The following is a 22540-nucleotide window of genomic DNA, read 5'->3' as shown; positions in this document are numbered from 1 at the left end:
TCGTTGACTTATGTCATCGTTGACACTGCCTGGCCAGGATGATGGACTCCGGATCCCGGCAACGTCAATGCCTTCCACGCGTCACAAATCGGCAACGCCCGTAGCCGTCGGCACCGCGCGGTCGGTCAGTGGCTGTGTCGCCGCGCCGCCCCTTTGCCCGGTCTTTCCGAGCCTTCCGAGAGAGAGCAGCCCATGAGCCCGCGTCAGATCACCGTTCTGGGCGAGTGCGTCGCGGACGCCTTCGCCGAACCGGCAAACGCCTCGAACGAGCTCGCCCTGCGGGTGCTGCCTGGCGGCGGACCTGCGAATACGGCGGTGGCCCTGGCCCGGCTGGACACGCCGGCCCGCTTCCTCGCACGCCTGTCCGGTGATGTGTTCGGCCGCCTGTTCCGGGCCCACCTGGAGGCGTCCGGCGTCGACCTGTCGTACGCCGTCGCCGCCGCCGAGCCCAGCACGCTGGCCGTGGCGGAACTGGACGCCACCGGGCAGGCCGCGTTCTCGTTCCACGCGCAGAACACGGCCGACTGGCAGTGGACCCCGGCGGAACTGGCAAGGGTGGATCTGTCCGAAACGGCCTGTGTGCACACCGGGTCGCTGGCGCTGGTCCGCGAGCCCGGCGGGGCGGTGGTGGAGGAGTTCCTGGCGGCCGCTGCTCCGCGGGCCACCATCAGCATCGATCCCAACGTCCGGCCGCTGCTGGTGCGCCCCGAGGTCTACCGCGCCCGGCTGGCGCACTGGTGCGCTCTCGCCGACGTCCTGCGGCTGAGCGAGGACGACCTGGAACTCCTCCTGCCGGGCACTCCGCCCGAGCAGGCGTGCGACATCTGGCATGCGGCGGGGGTACGGCTCGTCGTGATCACGCTCGGCGCCGACGGCGCCCTGGCCTCGCTCGACGGCGAACGGCTGCTGGTGCCCGCGGTGGCCACGCGGGTCGTCGACACGGTCGGCGCGGGGGACTCCTTCACCGCCGGCCTGCTGCACCACCTCGGCGCCCGCGGACTCCTCGGTGGCCGGCTGGCCGATCTCGGTCTCGACGAGGTCGCGGAGGCCTGCCGGTTCGGCGCCCGGGTCGCGTCCCTGACCTGCTCGGTCGCCGGTCCCAATCCGCCGTGGCGGAACCAGTTGGCGCAGCTCACGACCGCCGACGGCGCCTGACGGGCGGGCGGGCCGCGCCGGGCGGTTCCGCCCCGACCCTTGACGCGTCGGCCGGATTCCGCTCATCATCGGGCCACTTGATGTCATCGATGACACGAGTCGACGATGACACCTCCGGGTCGGCCGCGTGGACGACGACGCCGACCAGGGCGTCACGTTTCGGTCGGTCCACGCACGAGCCGCAGACTCCGCCCGGTGGACGGCCACAGCACAGGAGACACCATGAGCCCTGGACGTGTATCCCGGCATGCTCTCGGACACCCAGGCCCAGCTGCTGGGACTTCGGCGGGGCCATCCCCACGTCACCTTGGCGCGGCGCGCAGAGCATCCCCCGGGAGATGGCCCTGCGCACGGTCGACGGCAGCATCCGGCTGACCAGCCGGCCCGTGACCAGCGTGTCGTCCCTGCGGCAAAGGTGAAGTCGCGGATCCTCGTCGACCGGTCGACCGGTCGACCGGTCGACCGGTCGGTCGTCCGTCGAGGTGTTCGGTGACAGCGGCGAGGTTCCGATCACCGACCAGATCCTCCCCGACCCCGCCGGCCAGGGAGTGCAGGTCTTCGCCGAGATCGGCTCGTGAAGCTGGGCAAGGCAGTCGTCCGGCACCTCGACTCCGCCCACAAGTGACGTTCACGACCGACGCCCCCGACTGACAAGGACACGAGACCGTGAAGAAAACCCTGCTCGCCGAGTTCACCGCCCGCGAGGGAGCACAGGACGAGGTCGCCCGTCTGATCGGCGACTACGCCCTGAAAGTGCGCGAGGAAGAAGGCAACCTCGCCTTCGACGTCTACACCAAGGCAGCCGCCCCGCGCGCCTTCTGGATCTTCGAGGCGTACCGGGACGAGGACGCCTTCCAGGCGCACCTGAACGCCCCGTACGGCGGCCCTTTCAACGCCGCCCTCGTTCCGCTGATCGAAGAGGACGCCTCCGTGCTGACGTTCCTGAACCCGCTGGCCACGAATCCGTAGCGAGCCGTTGACAAGGGCCTCCACCGGGGCGCGGTCTCATCCCGCACTCACTTGCCGAAACGATGGGGCACCACTTGGCAGGCGGATCGGGACAAAGGACGTGGCGGCAGCCGCCGGAGTCTCGGTCACGCCCGTTTCCCACATCCTCAACGAGGTCGAGGGCAAGCGCGTCAACACCGAGACCCGGCAGCGCGTTCTGGAGACGGCCCGGCAAAAGGAGTGGTCACAGCCGGGCCTTTCAGATCGATGCCGGTCCGGGCCAGATGGCCGAGGCGTCGTCGCGGTCGGGGTCGGGCAGGCGGACCGGGCGGACGGGGACGGCGCGGGTACGTCCTTCCGCCACCGCCGTCCAGACGGCGGGGTGACCCGAGTAGCACAGGCTGGTCAGGACGAAGACGCCGTCGGCGTAGACCTCGACGTACTCACCGATGGTGAGGATGCGCAGGGTTGCGGCTGGCTCGGTCAGGAGCGTCTCGCCCATGGGCGCGCCGGCGGGGCCGGTGATCCGGAGGCTCCTGCCGTCGCAGCCGACGACCAGGGCGGGACCGTCGCCGCCGGGGCCGTCGGTGCGCAGCGTGATCTCGACCCGCCCGGTGACATGGAGATCGCCGACCGCATGCAGCACCGGCTCCTCCGTCTCCTCCCCCAGCCAGCCGTCCAGGCCCGGCCACCACTCCAGGCGGGGTGCCGAATCATCCGACGTCACAAGGGACTTGGGCTGCGCGAGCATCCCCCGGCAACGCTCGCCGGAGTCCGTGAGGTCGACTCGGCGCGGGGTGGTGTGCAGCACGACACGTGAGCCGTCGGGAGCGGCGATGACGCGGGGGGCGTACGAGCCGGTCGGGCCCAGCGGGCCACGGCGGGTCCACGGCCCCCTCAGGCGCGGTGCGGTCCATGCCTCGAAGCCGCGCGTCGCGCCGATCGAACCGATCAGCAACCAGCTTCCGTCGTCGAGGCGTTCGAGGACGGGGCACTCCAACTCGTCGACATCGCCAGGTGCGATGAGCGGCGGGTGGACCGTCCAGTGTTCCAGGTCGTCGGAGGTGGCCCAGGCGACGCAGCCGCTGACCTCGACGGGCAGTGACGTGTCGGCGGCGCAGACGACCATGACCCAGCCGTCCGACTCGTCGTCGCGTACGACGAACGGGTCGCGCCAGCCCATACGTTCGCCGGTGCGGTACCAACGCTCGTCCGCCTCGACGACGGGCCCGGTGCCGTGGCGGCGCCAGCCGGTGCCGTCGGTGCGGTCGGAGTAGGCCAGACCGACCGACTGCAGCGGCCAGCCTTCGGGGGTGAGTCCGGAGACGCCCGTGTAGAACATCGCCATTCCGGTGCCGTGCCTGATCGGGTGCATGGTCCACACCGCCTGCTGGTCGAAGCGGCCGGGCAGGCCGTTGCCGAAGGCGGTGCCCTCGGGCTTCCAGTCGACCAGGTCGGTGGAGGTGGCCCGGCCGTAGGAGGTCTCCATCCGCAGATGGTCGAACTCGGCCGTCCAGGGGCCCTGCAGATGCAGCACCGCGTAACCGCCGTCGTCGTCGCGGAGCAGGGCGAAGTCGTTCACGCAGAGGCCGGGCGGGGCGTATCGCATGCACAGTTCCTGTCGGCTCGCAGCGCCCAAACGCATGCGCTGACCATTGACCCAGAAGGTCTCGCTTGAGAATCGGCCCAAGTAGAACCGAACGCAAACGCTTGTGCAACAACGAGGCCGGGTCTACGGTCACGTCACCCCCAGATCACACCGACGTGAAACCGACGGGAGAAATGCGCTGTGACCGTCAGCATCACCGATGTCGCCCGCGCCGCCGGAGTCTCGGCGTCCACTGTGTCCCGCGCCCTGCGCGGCCGGCAGGGCGTGTCCGACGAGGTGCGCGCCCAGATCACGGCCGTCGCCGCGCAACTCGGCTATACGGCGTCCCGCTCGGCGTCCAGCCTGGCCAGCGGGCGCACCTTCACCATCGGGGTCGTGGTCCCGTACGTGGGCCGCTGGTTCTTCGGCACGGTGCTGGACGCCGCCGAGCACGTGTTCAGTGCCGCCGGGTACGACGTCCTGCTGTACAACCTGGGCTCGCCGGAGACCCGCAAGCGTTTCTTCACCGGGATGCCGGTCCGCAAGCGGGTGGACGCGGTGCTGTCGCTGCTCATTCCCGACGAAGAGGAGTCGGCCGCACTGCGCTCACTCGGGGTGCCGCTGGCCAGCACGGTCGGCGGCGCCCGGCCCGGCTTCACCGTGGTCGGCATCGACGACCGGGCCGGCACGGAGAGCGCCGTACGGCATCTGGTGAACCTCGGCCACCGCCGGATCGGCATGATCAGCGGGTCGAGCGGACCGCAGCACTGGACCACGCCCATCGCGCGACGCCAGGCGTACCTCGACGTACTGGCCGACGCCGGGATCGAGCACGATCCGGCCCTGGAGGCGGACGGCGACTACACCGTCGAGGGCGGCGAGCGGGCCATGACCGAGTTGCTGGCCGCCTCCCGGCCGCCGACGGCCGTGTTCGCGCAGTCCGACGAGATGGCGATGGGTGCGCTGCGGGCCCTGCGGCGACACAGGCTGAAGGTGCCTGACGACGTGTCCGTCGTCGGCTTCGACGATCACGAACTCGCCGACGTGATCGGACTGACCACCGTCGCCCAGCCGGTCGCCGGGCAAGGCGCCGAGGCCGCCCGGCTGCTGCTGCGGCAGCTCGACGAGCCGGGCACCGAGGTGCCCGGGCATGTGCAGATGCCCATCCGTCTCGTCCTGCGCGAGACGACCGCCCCGCCGCGCCCGCGCGGACCCCAGTGACCCCTCTGTGACCGTCAGGCCCCGAGGCCCCACACCCCCACGCCGGAAAGCACCAGCGAACTTCGAAACCCTCGCACCGTACGGAGGCACAACCATGAGCCCGACCAGCAGAAGGTACCGCCGCACGGCCTGTACGGGCCTCGCCCTCGTCCTGCCCCTCGCCGCCCTGGCCGCCTGCGGCGGCAACGGTGGCAGCGGTGGCACCTCCGCCGACGCGGGCAGCGGCAAGGGCACGATCAGCGTCTGGGCCCATCAGGGCCAGAAGAGCGAGGACGGTGCCCTGCAGAGCGCGGTGAAGTCCTTCAACTCCTCACAGAGCAAGATCAAGGTCGAGCTGAAGCTCATCCCCGGCAACGACTACACCAAGACCATCACCGCCACCGACGCCTCCCAGCTGCCGGACGTGATGGAGTTCGACGGCCCGACCATGGCGAACTTCGTCTACAACAAGAAGCTCGCCGCGATCGACTCCTACGTCTCCGCCAAGACCATGAGCAACGCCACCGCCGGCAGCAAGGCGCAGGGCGAGATCGACGGCAAGCACTACGGCCTGGGCATGTACGACTCCGGGCTCGGTGTCTACGGCAACAGGAAGCTCCTCGACGCGGCCGGGGTGAAATACCCGACGGGCCTCTCCGACGACTGGACGGCGGACCAGTTCACCGCCGCGCTCAAGGCCCTCAAGGCCAAGGACTCCGACGGCAAGACCCTCGACCTCCAGGAGAACAACGGCTACGCCACCGAGTGGGGCACCTACGGCTTCGCCCCGATCGTCTGGTCGGCCGGCGGTTCGCTGCTGAAGGACGGCAAGGCCGAGGGCGCGCTCGCCACGCCGGCCGTGGTCTCGGCCATGAAGACCTTCCAGTCCTGGAAGACCTACGTCGACCCCAACACCGACGGCAACGCCTTCGCCAAGGGCCGCGTCGCGCTGAGCTGGGTCGGCCACTGGATGTACCCCACCTACAGCAAGGCCCTCGGCAGCGACCTCGTCGTCCTTCCCCTGCCCGACTTCGGCAACGGCCCCAAGACGGGCCAGGGATCGTGGGCCTGGGGCATCGGCGCCGACACCAAGAACGCCAAGGCGGCCGGCGCCTTCCTCGACTACCTCATGAACGACACCGACGTCACCGCCATGACGACGGCCAACGGCGCCCCGCCCGCGACGAAGACGGCGCTCGCCGCCAGCCCCCTCTACAAGCAGGGCGGCCCGCTCCGGCTCTTCGCCGACCAGCTCGCCAAGCCCTGCGGCGACAGCGACATCACCAAGTCCTGCGTCGCCGTCACCCGCCCGGTCACCGCCGGATACCCCACGGTCACCGCCAAGTTCAGCGACGCCCTGAACTCGATCTACGGCGGCGCCGACCCGAAGAGCGCCCTGGAGAAGGCCGCCCGCGCCATCGACCAGGACTTCTCCGACAACGCCGGATACAAGATCCCGTAGGACCGTGTCGGTCGCGGCGGGCACGCGCAGACGCTGCCCGCCGCGCCGGGAACAGGACCCACCCGTGAAGACAGTGGAACCAGTGGACCCCGCGCCCGCCGCGCCCCCCGACCGGGAGCAGAGCCCGCCCATGACCGCCGTGAAAACCGCCCGGCCGACACGTTCCGGCCCCAGAAGCGGGCCCGGCAACCGGCCCAGGAACCGCGACCGGCTGCACGGACTGCTGATGTCCGCCCCGGCCGTCGCCGGGCTCGTAGCCTTCGTCGGCATCCCGTTCGGCTACGCCGTCGTCCTCTCGTTCTACAACGTGCGCCTCGGCTCGCCCATGGCCCCCTCGTTCTTCGGCCTGGAGCAGTACCGGCGGCTGTTCACCGACCCGGACCTGTCGGGCCCGTTCCTGCGGGCACTGCTCAACAACCTGACGTTCGCCGTGGTCGTCGTACCCCTCCAGACGGGCCTGGCGCTGGCGCTGGCGATCCTGCTCAACCGCAAGCTCAAGGCCATCGGCCTGTTCCGGTCCCTGTTCTTCATGCCGGTCGTCTTCCCCATGACGCTGGTCGCCGTGATCTGGCGGCTCATCCTCGCCCGCAGCGACCAGGGTCTGCTCAACTCGGCGTTGCACGCGGTGAGTTTCGGCAACTGGGGCGCCTTCGACTGGCTCGGCGACTCCGCCACCGCCATGGCCTCGGTGATCGTGCTCTCGGTGTGGCAGGGCGTCGGCTTCCAGATGGTCATCCTGCTGGCCGGCCTCCAGCAGATCCCCGGCGAACTCTACGAGGCCGCCGAGCTCGACCGTGCCACGCCCTGGCAGCGGTTCCGGCACGTCACGCTGCCCGGCATCCGCGGCACGCTCGTCTTCGTCGCCATGCTCACCTCGGTGCTGTCCTTCCGGGTCTTCGACCAGGTGTACGTCCTCATCCACGGCGGCGGTCTCGACGAGGACGCCACCCGGACGGTCATGTACCAGGCCGTCACCACCGCCTTCGACCAGAACAACATCGGCCAGGCGTCCGCGATCACGGTCGTCTTCTTCCTGATCGTCGTCGCCCTGACCCTCATCCAGCGCCGCGTCGTCCGGCCCGACAACGAGGACTGACCCCACCATGGCCACGACCACGACCACCCGCGCGCCACGCCGTCGGCTGCGCCTGCGTCGCATCGGCGACTACGCCGTCCTCAGTGTGCTCGCCTTCGCCTTCGTCCTGCCGGTCCTGTATCTACTCCTCGGCAGTCTCAAGCCCTCCGACGAAGTACTGAACGGCCTGAGCGGTTTCCTCCCCACCCACCTGTCCTTCGACAACTACGCGCACGTCCTCGACGCCCTGAACTCCGACAGCACCGGCTACTTCTGGCGCTTCATGGGCATCTCGCTGCTCGTGGCGTTCGTGGTCGTGACCGGCGGTCTGTTCGTCAACTCGATGGCCGCGTACGGCATGTCACGGCTGAAGTGGCGGGGCAGGGAGGCGGTCTTCACGCTCGTCCTGCTGCTGATGCTGGTCCCGTTCGAGTCGGTGGCGGTGCCGCTGTTCTACATGTTCAACGAGCAGCGCAACACCGTCTATGTCCAGGCGATCCCGTTCGTCGCCAACGCCTTCTCGATCTACCAGTTCCACACGTTCTTCCGCTCGATCCCGCCGAGCATCGAGGAGGCCGCCCGGTTGGACGGCGCGGGCCCGTGGCGCACCTTCTTCGCGATCATCGTCCCGATGAGCAAACCGGTCTTCGCCTCCGTCGCGATCCTGACCTTCCTCACGCAGTGGGGCGCCTTCCTGTGGCCGGTCCTGATGGTCTCCGACCCCTCCGTCCGCCCCCTCCCTCTGGAGATGAGCGTCTTCCAGGGCCAACAGCCCCCGGACTGGGGCCAGATCCTCGCCTTCGGCGTCCTTCTCGTCCTGCCCGTCCTGATCGTCTTCTCGTTCTTCCAACGCTGGTTCGTCCAAGGCGTCGCCAGCTCCGCCGTCAAGGGCTGAGCGCGGGCCGGCACGGAGTCCTCGACCGGGGCAGGGCAGGGCCGGTCGGTCGACAGGAGCGGCCCCACCCGAAGTGGCCAGAGAGCGCGACGAAGGTTCGAGCCGGAAGCGGAACGGCCGGCGGGCCGCGTACGCGCACGGATCGGTCTGGGTTCCGAGACGTCGCTGAACGACGTCAGGCTTTCAGGAGCCGGAAAGGGGCGTCACCGCCTCCTGAATCGCTCCAGGGCGGGGTGGAAGGTTCGCTGGTCGCGTTCCGTACCGTCACCCGGCCGGTCGCAAGGCTCTCGCGTGGTTCAGGAGCCCCTCCAGGCCCACCTCGAACGCCCGATTCGCGCGCCCCTCGCCCACCACGGCCAGGGCCTCGGCCAGCCGAGGAGTCGGTGTCGACTCCGTCATGACCCACATCGTCTCCGGCGCCGCGAGGTCGAGGGCCGAGCCCAGGACCAGGTTCTCCAGGGCGATGATCAGCGGCATCACGTCGACGAGTGCGAAGTCCGCGTTCAGCAGCAGCGTCACCGCGCGCTCGTACTGCTCCAGTACCCGGGGCGCTCGTACGGGTGAGGTCATCAGCAGGGGGATCGCCTTCGGGTGTGCGGCGAACGCGGCCCGGTACGAGCGGGCCCAGGCCTCCAGGGCCGCGTCCCACGGCCTCACGTCCAGCGTGCCGGGGTCGATCGCGGACGCGACCCGCTCGCGCAGCATTTCCACGATGCCGTCCCGGCCGTCCACGTGGTGATACACCGACCCGGTCTGCGCCCCGAGCCGCTTCGCGATCTGCGGCACGCTGAAGTCGCCGTGCTCGGCGACGAGTTGCAGCGCCGTCGTGGTGATGCGCTCACGGTCGAGGAGCGGTGTGCGCGGCCGTCCCATATGTGTGTTCCCCCCAAGGGTGTGAGATGGGGCTTCCCGGATGCCCGGGATGAGGCTACATTGCCGAAACCGAAAGCCTTTAGATTAATGGGTCCGAGGCCGCCATCGCCTCGCAGCAGCCCCGGAAACACCGGCCACCCCGCACGTCCGGATCCCTCCCCGTCCGCCGCGCCCGAAGGGCTTGCCCATGTCCGTGACCACCCCCGACGCCTCCGAGGAGAGCGCGCCGCCCACCACGGCGACCCTCCGTTCCGGCTCCCTCGGCACCGCTGACATCGCCTTCTTCGTCATCTCCGCAGCCGCCCCGCTCACCGTCATGGCCGGCGTCGCCCCGCTCGCGATCCTGCTCGGCGGCATCGGCGCCCCCGCCGGCTACCTCATCGCCGGCATCACCCTCGCGGTCTTCGCCGTCGGCTTCACCACCATGAGCCGCCACGTGAAAAGCGGCGGCGCCTTCTACGCCTACATCACCCGTGGCCTGGGCAGACCCGTCGGCATCGGCGCCGCTCTGCTCGCCCTCATCGGCTACAACGGCATGGAGATCGGCATCTACGGCCTCCTCGCCAGCGCCACCACGAGCAGCCTGCACGCCCTCTTCTCCGTGGACGTGTCCTGGCTGCCGATCTCCCTCGCCGGCCTGCTGCTGGTCGGCTACGGCGGTTTCCGCTCCGTCAACTTCGGCGCCAAACTCCTGGGCGTCCTGCTTGTCGCCGAAACCGGCATCCTGGTGCTCCTCGCGGGCGGCGTGCTGATCAAGGGCGGTGCGCACGGGTTGTCCGGTGTCTCCTTCGGCGCGGGCCACGTCTTCGTCTCCGGCATGGCCGTCGTCATGGCCTTCGCCTTCGCCGCCTTCACCGGGTTCGAGTCGACCGTCATCTACCGGCGGGAGGCGCGCGACCCGGACCGCACGGTGCCGCGCGCGACCTACGTGGCCATCGGGTTCCTCGGCGTCTTCTACGCGTTCATCGTCTGGATCGTCATCCAGGCGTTCGGGAACGAGGAAGTGATCGCGGCCGCGGCCAAGGATCCGAGCGGCCTGTTCTTCTCCGCCATCACCACCTACGTCGGCGGCTGGGCGGCCGACCTGATGCACCTCTTCATCATCACCAGCATCCTCGCCTGCCTGCTCGCCTTCCACAACGCGATCAACCGGTATGCCCTCTCCCTCGCCGAAGAGGGAGTCCTGCCGAGGACGCTGGGCCGCATCCACTCGCGTCACCGTTCCCCCTACGTCGCCGGAATCGCCCAGACCGCCCTCGGCGCGGTCGTCGTCATCGCCTTCTGGGCTGCCGGTGCCGATCCTTACCAACGGCTGCTCCTCTGGGTCAACACCCCGGGAATGATCGGCCTGTTCGTGCTCCAGTTGCTCGCCGCGATCGCCGTTCCCTGCTACTTCCGGCGGGTACGCCACCAGGAGGGCGTCCTTCGCACGGTCGTCGCCCCGGTCCTCGCCGCTGTGATCCTGGCGACGGTGATTGGGCTCGTCGTCACCCACATCGACCTGTTCACCGGTGCCTCGCCCACCGTCAACACCGTCCTGATCCTCATGGCCCCCGCCACGTTCGTCGTAGGTCTGGTCCTCGCGTGGTGGCTGCGCCGCGCACGACCGCAGGTGTACGCGAACTTCGCCGCCGAACCTGCCGAACCCGCCGAATAGCCGTACAGACCAAAGGAGTTCACCGCCGCATGCCTGCCCCCGACCTGATCCTCACCGGCGCCAAGGTGCGCACCCTCGACCCCGCCCTGCCCTACGCCACCGCTGTCGCCGTACGCGACGGGGTGATCGCCGCGATCGGAGACGAGAGCGACGTACGCGACTGGCGAGGGCCGGGCACGGAGGTCGTACCTCTGGAGGGGGCGCATCTCGTGCCCGGACTCGTGGACGCGCACAGTCACCCCGTGTGGGGGCTGGACATGGCGACCGGTGTCGATCTGTCGGGAGTGGCGGACCTGGCGGGGCTGCGGGCCGCCCTCGCGGGGGCCGAGCGGATCGACGGGTGGGTGCTCGGCTTCGGCCTCGACCACAACGCGTTCGAAGGCCGGCCCATCGACCGCGCGCTCGTCGAGGACGCGGTGGGCGGAGCCGCGGCCTTCCTGCGCCTCTACGACGGCCACTCCGCCCTCGCGACCGGCGCGGCGCTCGCCGCGGCCGGCGTGACCGGGCCGCGGGACTTCACCCAGCGTTCCGAGGTGGTCTGCGACGCGTCGGGCCGGCCCACCGGACACCTCGTCGAGCACGCCGCGATGGAGCTGCTCACGGCCGTCATGCCCCGGCCGTCGTACACCGCCCGTCGCGCCCGCCTGATCGAGCTCCTGACGGCGATGGCGGCGACCGGTCTGACCGGGGCGCACGTCATGGACGCCGGTGATCAGGAGCTGGTCGACTCCGTGGCCCGTGAGACGGTGCTGCCGGTGCGGCTGCGGTTCGCGCCCTGGTGCATGCCGGGGGTGGACGAGGCGGGTCTGGAGGAACTGATCGCCCTCCAGGGCCGAGCAGGCCGGCACTGGCAGGTCGGCGGGGTCAAGTTCTTCATGGACGGCACCGTGGAGGGCGGCACGGCCTGGCTGGAGCACGCCGACTGCCACGGCCAGGGCACCGAGGCGTTCTGGCCGGACCCCGAGGCGTACGCCGCCGCCGTACGGCGGCTGGATGCCGCCGGGGTCAGCACGGCCACGCACGCCATCGGTGACGCGGCGGTACGGCACGTTCTGGACGTGGTGGCGGGGCTGGGGCCGAGCGCGCGGGGGCGGCACCGGATCGAGCACATCGAGACGGCGCCGGACGACCTGCTGCCCCGTTTCGCGGAGCTGGGGGTGGCCGCGTCCATGCAGCCACCGCACACCGCGTACACACGGGCCGACGGCACGGACGAGTGGTCCCGCCGTCTGGGCACCGCCCGCGCCGGTCACGCCTGGCGCCTGCGCGACCTGCGCGACGCGGGCGCGACGGTGGCCCTGGGTTCGGACTGGCCCATCGCCCACTACGACGTACGAGCCGTCCTGGCCGCGGCACGGGCGCCGAGGGGCGCGGCTTCGACGCGGGCGGGACTGACCGGGCTGGAGGCGCTGGAAGGCTGCACGACCCACGCGGCACGGGCGGCGGGGGAAAGCGGGACGGCGGGCCGTATCGCCCCCGGCCACCGCGCCGACCTGACGGCTCTGACCCTGGATCCGGTCGAGGCGCCGGCGGACGAGCTGGCTCAGGCGCCGGTACGGCTGACCGTCACCGGGGGGTACGTGGCACACCGGGAGCGGTGACGGCGTGGCCGACGGTCGGGGGATGCTCGCGTACCCGGGACGGCATGTCCTGGAGGACCGCGCCGCGCCACAACCGCAGCGCGCCCTGCGCGGTGGCGTACATCTGGCTGGGGTCGCCGTCGCCGGACGGGGTGGGGGAGCAGGCGGTGGGGGAGACCCGGGCGGCCAGGGCGGTGAACTTCGCCGCGTCGCACCGGTCCTCGTCCAGTTGCAGCAGGTAGCCGGTGCGGGTCCGGCGCAGCACGCCGGCGGGCCCGTCCTCGGGGCGGGCCGCCGGGGCCAGCAGGTGGCGCAACCGGGACACATAGGTGTGCACCACGTTCAGACGGCTGGCGGGAGGGCGGCCGTCCCACAGGACGTCGACGATCTCGTCCCGGGACACGGGCACACCCGGATGCAGGCCCAGCAGGGCGAGCAGGCAGCTCTGCTTCGGCGCGCCGGACTCCACGGGTCGTCCGGCCACGCGCAGGACGAGGGGACCGAGGACGTCCAGCCTGACCGGTTCCGGGCCGCCGACCGGCTCCGGTTCGGCCTCCGGACCCAGTGCCGCCATCAGCCTGAGCACCGAGAGGCTGCGCGGGGAGCGTGCCCGGCCGTGCTCGATGTCGCGGATGCTGCGCGTGCTGACAAGGGCCAGCTCCGCAAGCTGCGTCTGACTCAGCCCCAGCCGTCTCCGGCGGCCTTCGAGCCAGGCCCCCAACTGCTCAGGCGCGCGCTCCAAGGTCTCCTCATCCCGAATGTGCCACTGCGTAGTAGCCGACACCGACACCGCAGGTCAGAGGCGTCCCTGACGCAGTGCGATTGACGGTACATCGCTCATGCTGTCCCGGAGAGGCGATTCTCGGTCTCGGTCTCGGTCTCGGTCAGCGGGTCCCGGCAAGGACCGGAAACCCAACCCTCCGCGAGGGCGGGAACCTTCCTGGTGAGCTGCTGGAGCGTCAGCTTTCGCCCAGCGGACTGAATCCGCTGCTCACGCCAGGGCTCCGGGCGCCTTCTCCAGCTCAGCGAGTCGGGCGAGGACGCGCTTGGGGAGTTCGGCTGCTGTCAGCCGGAACGGGGTCCAGCGGTCCTTGGAGTCCGGCTTCATGGACGCCGAGAACGCGAAGCGACCCTTGCCGTTGGGCTCGGTCACCATCTTTCCGAAGGTGGTGCTCGGTATCAGCCAGGCCGTCATGATCGCCCCTCGCTCGACATCCACGGCGACGAACAGCATGTCCAGGCCGGTCCGCGGCCGGAACGTCTGCGCCCGCACGAAGGCCGTCAGCCTGCCCTGCTGCACTTGCGTTCCAGTGGACATCCGGGCCTTCACCTGCACGGCCAGGGTCGCGGAACTCCCGCGCCGGTGGAAGACAAGGTCCACGCCCTCGTCGTCCACGAGCGAGGTGGAGACGTTCAACTCCCCGCCTGTGGCGAGGATGGAGGAGGCCGCGACCAGGTACTCGGCGGCCTTCCCCATCCGCGCGGCGGCAGGGCTCTTGTCCAGGTACTCCTCGTCGTCACTCACACCGGAAATCCTGTCATGGTGGGTGTGGCCGGCTTCGGGTCCAGCCCGACGACCCGGTCCGACAACGACCTGCGCAAGAACTGCGGCACGTATCGTCCGCAGGAGGGGCGAATGGCGCAAACTCCGCATGAGAAATACCCGGCCGAGGGTAAGTCGCTGGGGCACGGTCCCGACTATGAGTCGAACACGCCGGTCAGCTGTTCCACGGAGACCCCTCAGGTGCGCAAGGTGTGGTGGCGGATCCGTGCGGCGGTGAAGCGGCCGCGAAGGGCGCGCCGTCAGGCGCGGTGACGTATCCCATCAAGTCCGCGTGATCTGCGGGTGATCAGGGGGCCGGATCCGGTGGTCCCACGATCGCCCGCAGCGCCGCGAGATGGCCTTGGTAGGCGTCCCGGCCCTGGCGGGTCAGGCGGAGCCATACGCGGCGGGTGTCGTGGGCGGCCTTGCGCTGTTCGACGTAGCCGGCGTCGATCAGGACGGTGACGTGCTTACTCAACACGGAGGCGGAGACGCCGAGTTGCCGTTGGACGAGGCCGAACTCCGCCTCGCCCGCCGTGTCCAGGAGGGCGCAGATGCGCAGCCGGTTCGGGGCGTGGACGGTGGCGTCGAAACCCGCCAGCGGGTCGGGGGCGTCGGTGCTCATGCCGGCTTCCAGGCGGGCTTCTGCTCGGTCTTGCGGTGCAGGCGGACGAAGGTGAGGTGGAAGCCGGCCGACACGGCGGCGCCGGTCAGCGAGGCCGCGATCAGCCAACCCGGCCATCCCGTGACACGGAACGCGAACCCCGGCCCCACCAGCAGTACCGGCAGGCCGATCATGAGCGGTACGGTCGCCCGCTTCGGCAGCACGTCGAACCGCAGCGCCACCCCGGTCCTGTCGCGCCAGCCCTTGGCCGCAACGCGGAAGAGCGACGCGTACGCCACCGTCATCGCCAGCATGACGCCCGCCCAGGCCGGGCGCGGCAGCAGCCACTCCGGGTCGGCCATGACCCCTCCGTAGACGATCGGGAGGGCGGCGACGTAGAGCGTGAGCGTGGCGAAGAACCAGTTCGGCCACGGGGTGGCCGCCAGGGCCGTGGCGGACGCCCGGACGCGCTGCGTGTCGGCCAGGGCGGAGCGGGCCTGCTCCGGTGTGAGTGGTGTGAGCGGTTCCCCGTTAGTTTCCATGTTGGAAAGAGTAGCGGATGGTTTCCGGTATGGAAAGTAGCTGCTTCCCGAGCCGCTGCTTCCGTCGGGTGTCAGAGCCTGGCGCTAAGTTCTCTGATCACGGTCATCGCCCTTCGGCATGACCGAAGTTGACTGTCTATCAGGAGCTGAAGCCGTCATGAGCTTGCAGGCCACCTTCGCGGACTTCTCCGTCGAGCCGGCTCTTCTGTCCAACGCCGAGGTCCAGCGCCATGGGTGCGGGTTCGCCGGGGATCATCTGGCGTTGGACGCGGGCGGGAGCGTGACGTTGGAGTTCGAGGTGGTGGATCCGGAGGCGATACCGCAGGCGACGCTCACCGTCACGGGCCTTGTCTCCAGGCTCGGTTCCTCACCGGGGTACGCCCCGATCGACGTACTGCTCCAGGGCGAGGCGCTGGCCGAGGAACTCACCGTGCCCGGCGGCGGTGACCTTCCGACGGACAACGTGTTCGCGGTGCCCGCGCGGCTGCTGAAGCCGGGCGGCAACACCCTGGAGATACGTACCTCGGCCGAGGCGCGCAGCATGTTCTGGCTCTACCGGATCACCCTCGACTCCATCGACGAGCGGGGCCGCTCGGAGCGCGCGCGGGCGGCACAGGCCGCCCAGGACTCGGTCTTCGCCTACCGCACCGAACTCCGCGCCCCCTTCGCCGACACTTCCTCCTCGTCCTCCGAGTCCTGGGAGGTGGGTCCGCGGCTGCTGTTCCACATCGACCGGGACGAGCACTCGCTGCCCGCGCAGCTCAACTGGCGTGCGGCGGACGGCGCTGAGTCGGCCATCAGCTTCCAGTCCAACATGTCCGGCTTCCATGGCAGTCACCGTGCCGCCGACGGCACCGTCTACGAGTACCGCGGTCACCTCAACGGCAGTTGGGCGTTCCCCGAGGGGCTCGACGACGCCTCGGAGTCCCGTCTGCACCGCTTCCGCACGGAGGAGGGCTGGGGCGGCGGCTGGCACGCCTCGCACGAGCTGCGGCTGCTGGTGGACGACGGACCGGTTCCCGTCGAGCGGGTGTCCTGGCGCGACCAGCGCGGCAACTCCGGCGTGGTCATGCTGCAGTCCGCGACGGGCGACCTCAAGGTGACCGGCGTGGCGGCGAGCGAGGAGTTCGACGGCGGTGGGGAGGGCGCGGCCAACCTCCTGGACGACGCCCGGAACAAGTGGCTGGCCTTCGACGACACCGCCCTGCTCGACTTCACCCTCGCCCGCCCCGCCGTCGTCTCGTCGTACTCCCTGAGGTCGGCGAACGACGCCCCCGGCCGCGACCCCCGCGACTGGACGCTCCTCGGCTCCTTCGACGGCCACACCTGGACGCCGCTGGACACCCGCACCGGCGAGACCTTCACCAGCCGCTTCCAGACCAGGGACTTCGTCGTACGGGGCGCCGCCCACACCACGGCCTACCGCCACTATCGTCTGGAGATCAGTTCCAACTCCGGCTCGAACGAGACCCAGCTCGCCCAGGTCCGTTTCGTCGAAGCCCCCACCGGTCAGGGGTTCGTCGGCTACTACCAGCGCTACAACGAGGGTCCCATCGGCTATCGCGGTACGCCGGTCCCCGCGCCCAAGGCCGACGGCGTCCCCGCGACCAGCGTGGCGGCGGACCTGGAGGCGGCCGTGCAGTCCCTGACCGACACCGCCCAGACCCTGGCCGCGCTGGCGGCCCGCCTCCGCGGCAGGTGAGGGGGGCGGTTGCCGGGGCTCACCTCAGTTTCGCGTAGACGATGAGGTTGTTCACCGGGTGACCCTGGGCGTCGAAGTCGCCGTCGCAGGTGATCAGCCGCAGGGCGCGGTCCTGGGTGGGGCCGTAGACCTTCTCGGTGGGGACCTCAATCAGGTGACCTGTCGTCGCATTCATCAGATGACTCCTTCGGGAAGGATCACACCTAATTCATGACACTCCCGCCAGGACATCCAAAACCGTTCGGGGTGTCCGCGGTGACCAGGTATGGGTCCAAGACTCACTTCTGCTCACTGATTAGGAACGGTGGAGGGCCAGTCCAGTTGGCGGATGAGTTCGTCGTCGCCGGGACGGGGCGCCGGTGCGGGCGTTGCTCCGGTGGGGCGGGGTGGGCGCTGGGTGCCGCGGGAGATGTTGCCGCTGGCGGTGGTGTTGTGTTCGACGCGCGGGCGGCGCAGTGCCTCGTAGAGGGGGAGTGCGGAGTCGAGGTCCGGTGTGTCGCGTAGGCACTTGGCGAGGATCACCGCGTCCTCCAGGGCCAGGGAGGCGCCCTGTCCCGTCGCGGGGGAGGCGGCGTGGGCCGCGTCTCCGACGAGGAGGGTGCGCCCGGTGCGCCAGGGGGCGCCGTTGGGCATCTCGGTGGCGTTGGTGACCAGGACGGGGGCCGTGGTGGCCGCGACGATGCCTGCGGCCGGGGTGGGGTCCTTGCGCAGCAGCGGGAGCAGCAGGTCGCGCCAATGGGTGGGGGCGGCGTCGGTCAGCTCGTCGGCGGTGAGGGGTTCGGGGGCGGAGACGCGGGCGAACCAGTACGTCTCGCCGTCGGGTGACGTCGTATGGCCGAAGGCGGCTGTGCTGCCGCGCGTCATCGTGATGCACGCCGCATCTTCCTGACCGGCCTGCACGGCCTCCGGCGCTGCGTTCGTGTAGCCGTAGAAGACGTGCTGTCCGGCGTAACGGGGCTGTGCGGTGGGGGTGGTTGTGCGGCGGACGGCGGAGTTGAGGCCGTCGGCGCCGATGAGCAGGTCGCCCGACGCCGTGCTGCCGTCGGCGAAGTGCGCGGTGACGCCGTCGGGGCCGTCCTCGACGGAGGCGAGACGGGCGCCGTGGACGACGGCGATGCCGCGGCGCACCGCCTCCGCCTGCAGGGCCGCGCCGAGTTCGCCGCGGCGCAGGCACCGGTACCGCAGCGCGGGGTCGTCGGCCTCGCCGAGCGGGACGTGTGCCACCTCGGCGCCGGTCGCGTCCACGACGCGCATCGAGGTGAGCGGGAACCCGAGCGCGGTGACCGCGGGGGTGGCGTCGAGCTGCGCGAGGGCCCGCAGGCCGTTGCTCGCGAGGGTGAGGAACGCGCCGATGTCCTCGGCGGAGTCGGGGTGCGCCTCGTACACGGCGACCTCCAGGCCCGCCTTGTGCAGCGCCAGAGCCGCCGCCGTGCCGGCGATGCCGCCGCCGATGACCAGGAAACGTGCCATGCCTATCCCCCGCTTTTCCGTGTGCTGCTTCAGTCTGATCGGCTCTGCTCCGCGTTCTTCCGTGTGCCGTCCGGAACTTGTCAGTTCGCGGTCGGCGCCGGTGTCCGAGGGCGGCCGAGGGAGTCCAGTACGGCTTCGAGTTGGCGGAGCGGCTCCGCGCCGACGATACGCAGGACGACCGTGTCCGCGCCGGACGCCGCCAGGGCGTGGATGTCGCCGACGGCCTGCGCGGGTGTTCCGGAGACGGTGAACACCTCCTCCTGCGGGCGGCCCAGCCAGGCGCCGTGGCCCTCGGTGTGGGGGTGGAGGGTGCGGGCGACCTCGTCGGGGTCGTCGCCGACGCACGCGAAGGAGAGGACCGTCAGGGTGTGGTCGGGCCCGGCGCCGCCCTTCGCCGTCAGGGCGCGGGTGTTCTCGAGGTCGCTCGGGCCGTGGCCCTCGGCGATCAGGGTGCCGTCCGCGACGCGGCCGGACAGTTCGAGGGACCGGGGCCGGACCACACCCGCCACCACCGGCGGCACCTGAACCGGCGGGTGCACCAACTGGACGCCGTCCAGCCGCACTTCACGCCCGTCCAGCTCGACCCGCTCCCCGCGCAGCAGCGCGCGCACGGAGGTGATCGTCTCCTCCAGCAGGGCCAGCGGTGACCGGGGCGCGACGCCGACCGACACCATCCACTCCCGCACCCCGTGCCCGACCCCGGCCACGAGCCGGCCGGGGAACACCCGGGCCAGCGTGGCCAGTTCCATCGCCAGCAGCGCCGGACTGCGCAACGGCGCCGGTGCGATCCCGAGCCCCACCCGCAGCCGCTCGGTCGCCCCCAACGCCACGGCCGCCGCCGACACCCCGCCGTTCCACCCGAGATCCTCGACGACCCACAGATCGTCCACCCCGAGCGCCTCGGCCTGCCGCGCGAACCCGGGCAGCCCTTCCGGCGCCCAGTCGCGGTCGTACATGACACCGATCCGTACGTTCGGCACGTTCGCATTCACATTCGTGCTCACGTTGGTGTTCGCGTTCGTGTTCGTCATGTGTCGGAACCTACGGGGTGGTCGGTGTGTGGATCAACGGCGTATGCCTCGGGGCGCGTTGACGTCGCCTCAGTGGTGGTGGCCGTGTCGGCCGAGGGTCTCCGCGGGGGTCGCGCCGGGGCGGGTCCACTGCGGCACGGGCCGGCTGGTCGGGCCCCAGGTGGCGACGCCGTCGGCGTCCGAGCGCCAGTACCAGCAGGCGGCCCTCGGACGGGTACCCCTCGCGGACGTCGCCGATCACGGGCCGGCCCTCGGGGTTGTCCTCCCACGCCTCGCCGCGGCCGTAGGGCGTCATGTCGAGCAGGCCGAGCGACCCGTTGACCGGCTCGTTGAACGGGACCGGCCCGTCGGCGCCGGTGACCTCGACCGTCCCGTCGAGCTCCAGGTGTCCTCCCAGGTGTCTCGCGTCGGGCAGCGTCGTACGACGTCCTGCAAATGTCCTGCAAACGTCCTGCAACGTCCTACGACGCTCACCAGAACAGACTCGCGACCCGGCCGGAACTCATCGCAAATCGTCGCAACTCATCGTGACGCATCGCACCCTCTCCCCGCCGAAAGGCGACGGGCCCGCCGACCGTCAGGTCAGCGGGCCCGGTGAGCACCTCGGGGCTGGCCGGCGTCGGCCCTTGACCGGTGTCAGCCCTTGACCGGCTTGCCCCGGCCCCATGCCCAGGCGAGGCGGTCCGCGCCGGACTGGTTGGTGGTGGTCAGCCAGGGGCGGTTGACGGGGCCGACGAGCTTCTGGAGCGAGTAGGTGTCGTCGGTGCGCAGGCCCGGCCAGTACACCGAGCCCATCTTCAGCTCGCGGAAGGTGTCCGTGACCGCCTGGACGTAGTTGATGAAGTTGTTGTCGGGGGTCTTGACGTTGTAGTTCAGGCCGTCGGTCATCGGCGCGCCGAACTCGTCCGCCACGGTCCGGTTGGCGCAGTCGCCGATGCGGACCTTGAGGTCGGCCACCCACTGGTCGTAGGTCGCGTACTCCTTCCAGAACCCGTAGTGGTGCAGGGAGAGGTACGTGCCCTTGAGACGGGGGTCGGCGCAGACCGTGGTCACGTGGTCGTTGTAGCCGGCGCCGCTGACGAAGACCCGGTTGCGGGGGACCGACTTGTACCTGGTCAGCCACTTCGCCGCTATGTCGGCCCACTCGGTGTCCGTGTAGCCGTGCGGCTCGTTCATCGGCTCGAAGTAGACGCGCTTGTCGTTCTTGTAGGCCTTGACGACGGTCTTCCACATCGGCCAGTAGGTGGCCGTGTCGTCGATGAAGCCGTCCTTGCGGTCACCCGTGCCCTCCCAGTAGGACACGATGACCTTGAAACCCTGGTCGGAGGCCGCGTCGATGACCCCGCGGTACGACTTCCAGTACGCGCCGTTGACCGTGTACGGGTTGATCGGCAGCCGCACGGTGTTGGCGCCGAGGTTCGCGCGGAACGCCGAGATGATCCGGGTCGCCTTCGCGTAGGTCTGCCTGTAGGTGTCCTTGGTCGACAGACCGGACAACTGGAGGTAGTCGTCCGCGAAGTTGTCGCGCGGGTCGGCCCAGTTCACGCCCTTGAACTGGGTCGTGTCCATGGCCGGGCGGGCGCTGGCCGAGGCGGGGGTGGCGGCGAGGGTGCTGCCGCTCACCGCGGCGACGGCGACCGCGACGAGAGCGGCGCGCAGGCGGGGGGAGCGGGAGGCGCTGGCGGGGGTGTGACGCATGGACGTGTGCCCTTTCGGCTCTGATGTTTGCGTAAACATCGGAGCCCCGCGATGGCTGATGTTTGCGTAAACATGGCGGCGCCGGAATCGTGGCACCCGGCCGGGTGATCGTCAAGGTTTCACGCGGGTAAACGTCTGTTGCCGCCTGTTGCCATCTGGTGTTTCCTGTCGCCGTCTGTTGTTTCCTGTGCTTCCTGTGTCTCCTGTTGCCGGGGCTCACGTAGTCGGTTTGTTTCGGCAGGTGGCGCAGGTGGCGCAGGTGGCGCAGGTGGCGCAGGTGGCGCAGGCGGCACGGGCGGCTCGGGCGGCTCAGGTGGTGGCGATCGGCTCCAGGGTGAGTGGCGCGATCTTGCCCTCCAGCATGGCGCCCAGGCCCTGGGCGGCGCAGATGTCGGGCCGTTCGGCGATGTGCACCGGCATGCCGGTGGCCTGGCGCAGCATCTGGTCGAAGCCGGGCAGCAGGGCGGAGCCGCCGACCATCATGATCCCGCGGTCGGCGAGGTCGGCCACCAGGTCGGGCGGGCACTCGCGCAGCACCCGGCCGATGCCGTCGAGGACGGCGGTCAGCGGGGTCTCGATGGCGTCCCGTACGGCCGCGGTGTCGACCCGCACGGAGCGGGCGAGACCGGTGGCGACGTCCCGCCCGTGGATCTCGGTGGAGGTGGGCCCGTGCGGGGTGAGACCGTTGCCGCTGAGGGCGACCTGCAGGGGGCGTACGGACTGGCTCGGCAGCATCAACTCGTGCTCGTGGCGCAGGTGTTGGACGATCGCGTGGTCCACGGCCTCGCCGCCGACCGGGATCCGCTCGGCGGTCACGATCGAGCCCAGGGAGAGCACGGCGACCTGGGTCGCGGCCGCGCCGCACACCATGATCATGGTGGCCTCGGGGCGTTCGACGGGCAGCCCGCAGCCGACGGCGGCGGCGATCAGCGTGTCGACGAGTTCCACGCGCCGCGCGCCGAGCCCGACCAGCGTCTCGATCGCGGCGCGCTGGGCGAGCGGGTCGGCGTCGTGCGGGGTGCAGGCGGCGCCGCGCAGGAACGGCTTGCGGCGCAACTGGCGGCGGATCTTGTCGCCGAGCAGGTGCCGCAGCATGCGCTGCGCCATCTCGATGTCGACGACCGTGCCGCCGGAGACCGGGCGCACGACGCGGATGTAGTGCGGGGTGCGTCCCGTCATCTTCTCGGCGAACTCGCCGACCGCGATCAGCGCGCCGGTGCGGGTGTTCACGGCGGCGGCGGACGGCTGGTCGACGACGAGCCCGGCCCCCTTCACGTACACCCGCGTCCGCGCCGCTCCGAGGTCGACGGCGAAGTGGCAGCGGCGTAGCTGCTCCAGACTGGCGGTCATGGCAGGTCCTCCCGAGAGCACAGACCGTGGGGCCGCCGGGCGGTCGGCCTCCTTCGCATCGTGCGGGGGCGGGGCGGGGGCCGCCCCTTGGAGGGGGCCGGGCGGGGCGCGACCGAATGGGGGTTTTGTCGCACATGTCGAAAGTGGGGCTCATGTAAGGGAGTGAG

The 22540-nt window shown here is 70.6% G+C and carries 20 protein-coding genes and 3 pseudogenes; 11 read left to right on the top strand and 12 right to left on the bottom strand.

All coding sequences use genetic code 11. The features are described 5' to 3' along the window. Positions 1-192: 192 nt before the first annotated feature. The 4 genes and pseudogenes from OG352_RS13275 to OG352_RS39965 all read left to right on the top strand — a co-directional run. On the top strand, positions 193-1155 hold the full coding sequence (locus OG352_RS13275) for a carbohydrate kinase family protein (RefSeq protein ID WP_329216930.1): 963 nt from the start codon (positions 193-195) through the stop codon (positions 1153-1155). 482 nt (positions 1156-1637) lie between these two features. Next, entirely contained in the window at positions 1638-1733 is a 96-nt protein-coding gene (locus tag OG352_RS39970; RefSeq protein WP_443072244.1) for a hypothetical protein, read from the top strand. Positions 1734-1821: 88 nt separating this feature from the next. Next, positions 1822-2124, top strand: coding sequence for a putative quinol monooxygenase (locus OG352_RS13270; protein ID WP_329216928.1), 303 nt, complete (start codon positions 1822-1824; stop codon positions 2122-2124). Between the two features lie 100 nt (positions 2125-2224). Continuing rightward, a pseudogene (locus OG352_RS39965) lies at positions 2225-2284 on the top strand (hypothetical protein); the annotation flags it as partial. Between the two features lie 78 nt (positions 2285-2362). Here the strand turns inward: OG352_RS39965 and OG352_RS13260 are convergent. Beyond that, on the bottom strand, positions 2363-3712 hold the full coding sequence (locus tag OG352_RS13260; RefSeq protein WP_329216926.1) for a mucin-1: 1350 nt from the start codon (positions 3710-3712) through the stop codon (positions 2363-2365). 180 nt (positions 3713-3892) lie between these two features. Between OG352_RS13260 and OG352_RS13255 the strand changes: the two genes are divergently transcribed. From OG352_RS13255 to OG352_RS13240, 4 genes are all read left to right on the top strand, one after another. Further along, complete coding sequence (locus OG352_RS13255; RefSeq protein WP_329216925.1) at positions 3893-4912, top strand: LacI family DNA-binding transcriptional regulator; 1020 nt, start codon at positions 3893-3895, stop codon at positions 4910-4912. Positions 4913-5006: 94 nt separating this feature from the next. After that, the gene (locus tag OG352_RS13250; protein ID WP_329216923.1) at positions 5007-6353 is read left to right on the top strand and encodes an ABC transporter substrate-binding protein; all 1347 of its coding nucleotides are present in this window, start codon (positions 5007-5009) and stop codon (positions 6351-6353) included. A 73-nt stretch (positions 6354-6426) separates the two neighbouring features. Beyond that, complete coding sequence (locus OG352_RS13245) at positions 6427-7449, top strand: carbohydrate ABC transporter permease (RefSeq protein ID WP_329223816.1); 1023 nt, start codon at positions 6427-6429, stop codon at positions 7447-7449. A 7-nt stretch (positions 7450-7456) separates the two neighbouring features. After that, positions 7457-8323, top strand: coding sequence for a carbohydrate ABC transporter permease (locus OG352_RS13240; RefSeq protein ID WP_329216922.1), 867 nt, complete (start codon positions 7457-7459; stop codon positions 8321-8323). Positions 8324-8587: 264 nt separating this feature from the next. Here OG352_RS13240 and OG352_RS13235 read toward each other — a convergent pair whose 3' ends face one another. Further along, a complete protein-coding gene (locus tag OG352_RS13235) occupies positions 8588-9196 on the bottom strand; it encodes a TetR/AcrR family transcriptional regulator (RefSeq protein ID WP_329216921.1) in 609 nt (202 codons plus the stop codon). Positions 9197-9383: 187 nt separating this feature from the next. Here OG352_RS13235 and OG352_RS13230 point away from each other — a divergent pair, with 187 nt between their 5' ends. Next, positions 9384-10853 (top strand): APC family permease, encoded by a 1470-nt coding sequence (locus tag OG352_RS13230; protein WP_329216920.1) that lies wholly within the window; start codon positions 9384-9386, stop codon positions 10851-10853. 29 nt (positions 10854-10882) lie between these two features. After that, positions 10883-12454 carry an amidohydrolase gene (locus OG352_RS13225; protein ID WP_329216918.1) on the top strand — a complete coding sequence of 524 codons (1572 nt, stop codon included), beginning with the start codon at positions 10883-10885 and terminating at the stop codon, positions 12452-12454. Here the strand turns inward: OG352_RS13225 and OG352_RS13220 are convergent. From OG352_RS13220 to OG352_RS13205, 4 genes are all read right to left on the bottom strand, one after another. Next, entirely contained in the window at positions 12420-13175 is a 756-nt protein-coding gene (locus OG352_RS13220; protein WP_329216916.1) for a winged helix-turn-helix domain-containing protein, read from the bottom strand. The genes OG352_RS13225 and OG352_RS13220 overlap by 35 nt on opposite strands. Positions 13176-13424: 249 nt before the next feature. Further along, positions 13425-13958: a hypothetical protein gene (locus OG352_RS13215; RefSeq protein WP_329216914.1), complete on the bottom strand. Its 534-nt coding sequence runs from the start codon at positions 13956-13958 to the stop codon at positions 13425-13427. 325 nt (positions 13959-14283) lie between these two features. After that, positions 14284-14601 (bottom strand): transcriptional regulator, encoded by a 318-nt coding sequence (locus OG352_RS13210; RefSeq protein WP_329216912.1) that lies wholly within the window; start codon positions 14599-14601, stop codon positions 14284-14286. After that, on the bottom strand, positions 14598-15122 hold the full coding sequence (locus tag OG352_RS13205; protein ID WP_329216910.1) for a hypothetical protein: 525 nt from the start codon (positions 15120-15122) through the stop codon (positions 14598-14600). Before OG352_RS13205 ends, OG352_RS13210 begins: the two co-directional genes overlap by 4 nt. Positions 15123-15279: 157 nt before the next feature. Between OG352_RS13205 and OG352_RS13200 the strand changes: the two genes are divergently transcribed. After that, a complete protein-coding gene (locus OG352_RS13200) occupies positions 15280-16824 on the top strand; it encodes an alpha-1,2-mannosidase (protein ID WP_329216909.1) in 1545 nt (514 codons plus the stop codon). A gap of 19 nt (positions 16825-16843) precedes the next feature. On the opposite strand, the pseudogene OG352_RS13195 reads toward OG352_RS13200, so the two are convergent. The 6 genes and pseudogenes from OG352_RS13195 to OG352_RS13170 form a co-directional block, all read right to left on the bottom strand. Continuing rightward, positions 16844-16966 (bottom strand): annotated as a pseudogene (locus tag OG352_RS13195) (class F sortase); the annotation flags it as partial. Between the two features lie 146 nt (positions 16967-17112). After that, a complete protein-coding gene (locus tag OG352_RS13190) occupies positions 17113-18294 on the bottom strand; it encodes an FAD-dependent oxidoreductase (protein WP_329216908.1) in 1182 nt (393 codons plus the stop codon). Positions 18295-18374: 80 nt separating this feature from the next. After that, positions 18375-19274: an LLM class flavin-dependent oxidoreductase gene (locus tag OG352_RS13185; RefSeq protein WP_329223815.1), complete on the bottom strand. Its 900-nt coding sequence runs from the start codon at positions 19272-19274 to the stop codon at positions 18375-18377. A 120-nt stretch (positions 19275-19394) separates the two neighbouring features. Continuing rightward, positions 19395-19656 (bottom strand): annotated as a pseudogene (locus OG352_RS13180) (DUF899 domain-containing protein); the annotation flags it as partial. Positions 19657-19961: 305 nt separating this feature from the next. Then, positions 19962-21023, bottom strand: a complete 1062-nt coding sequence (locus tag OG352_RS13175) for a glycoside hydrolase family 5 protein (RefSeq protein WP_329216906.1) — start codon at positions 21021-21023, stop codon at positions 19962-19964. A 309-nt stretch (positions 21024-21332) separates the two neighbouring features. Beyond that, positions 21333-22373, bottom strand: coding sequence for a rod shape-determining protein (locus tag OG352_RS13170; RefSeq protein WP_329216905.1), 1041 nt, complete (start codon positions 22371-22373; stop codon positions 21333-21335). Positions 22374-22540 lie beyond the last annotated feature (167 nt).

Source organism: Streptomyces sp. NBC_01485 (assembly GCF_036227125.1).
Classification (GTDB): domain Bacteria; phylum Actinomycetota; class Actinomycetes; order Streptomycetales; family Streptomycetaceae; genus Streptomyces.
Note: the sequence above shows the minus strand (reverse complement) of the source record. Positions and strands in the feature narration are given on the sequence as shown.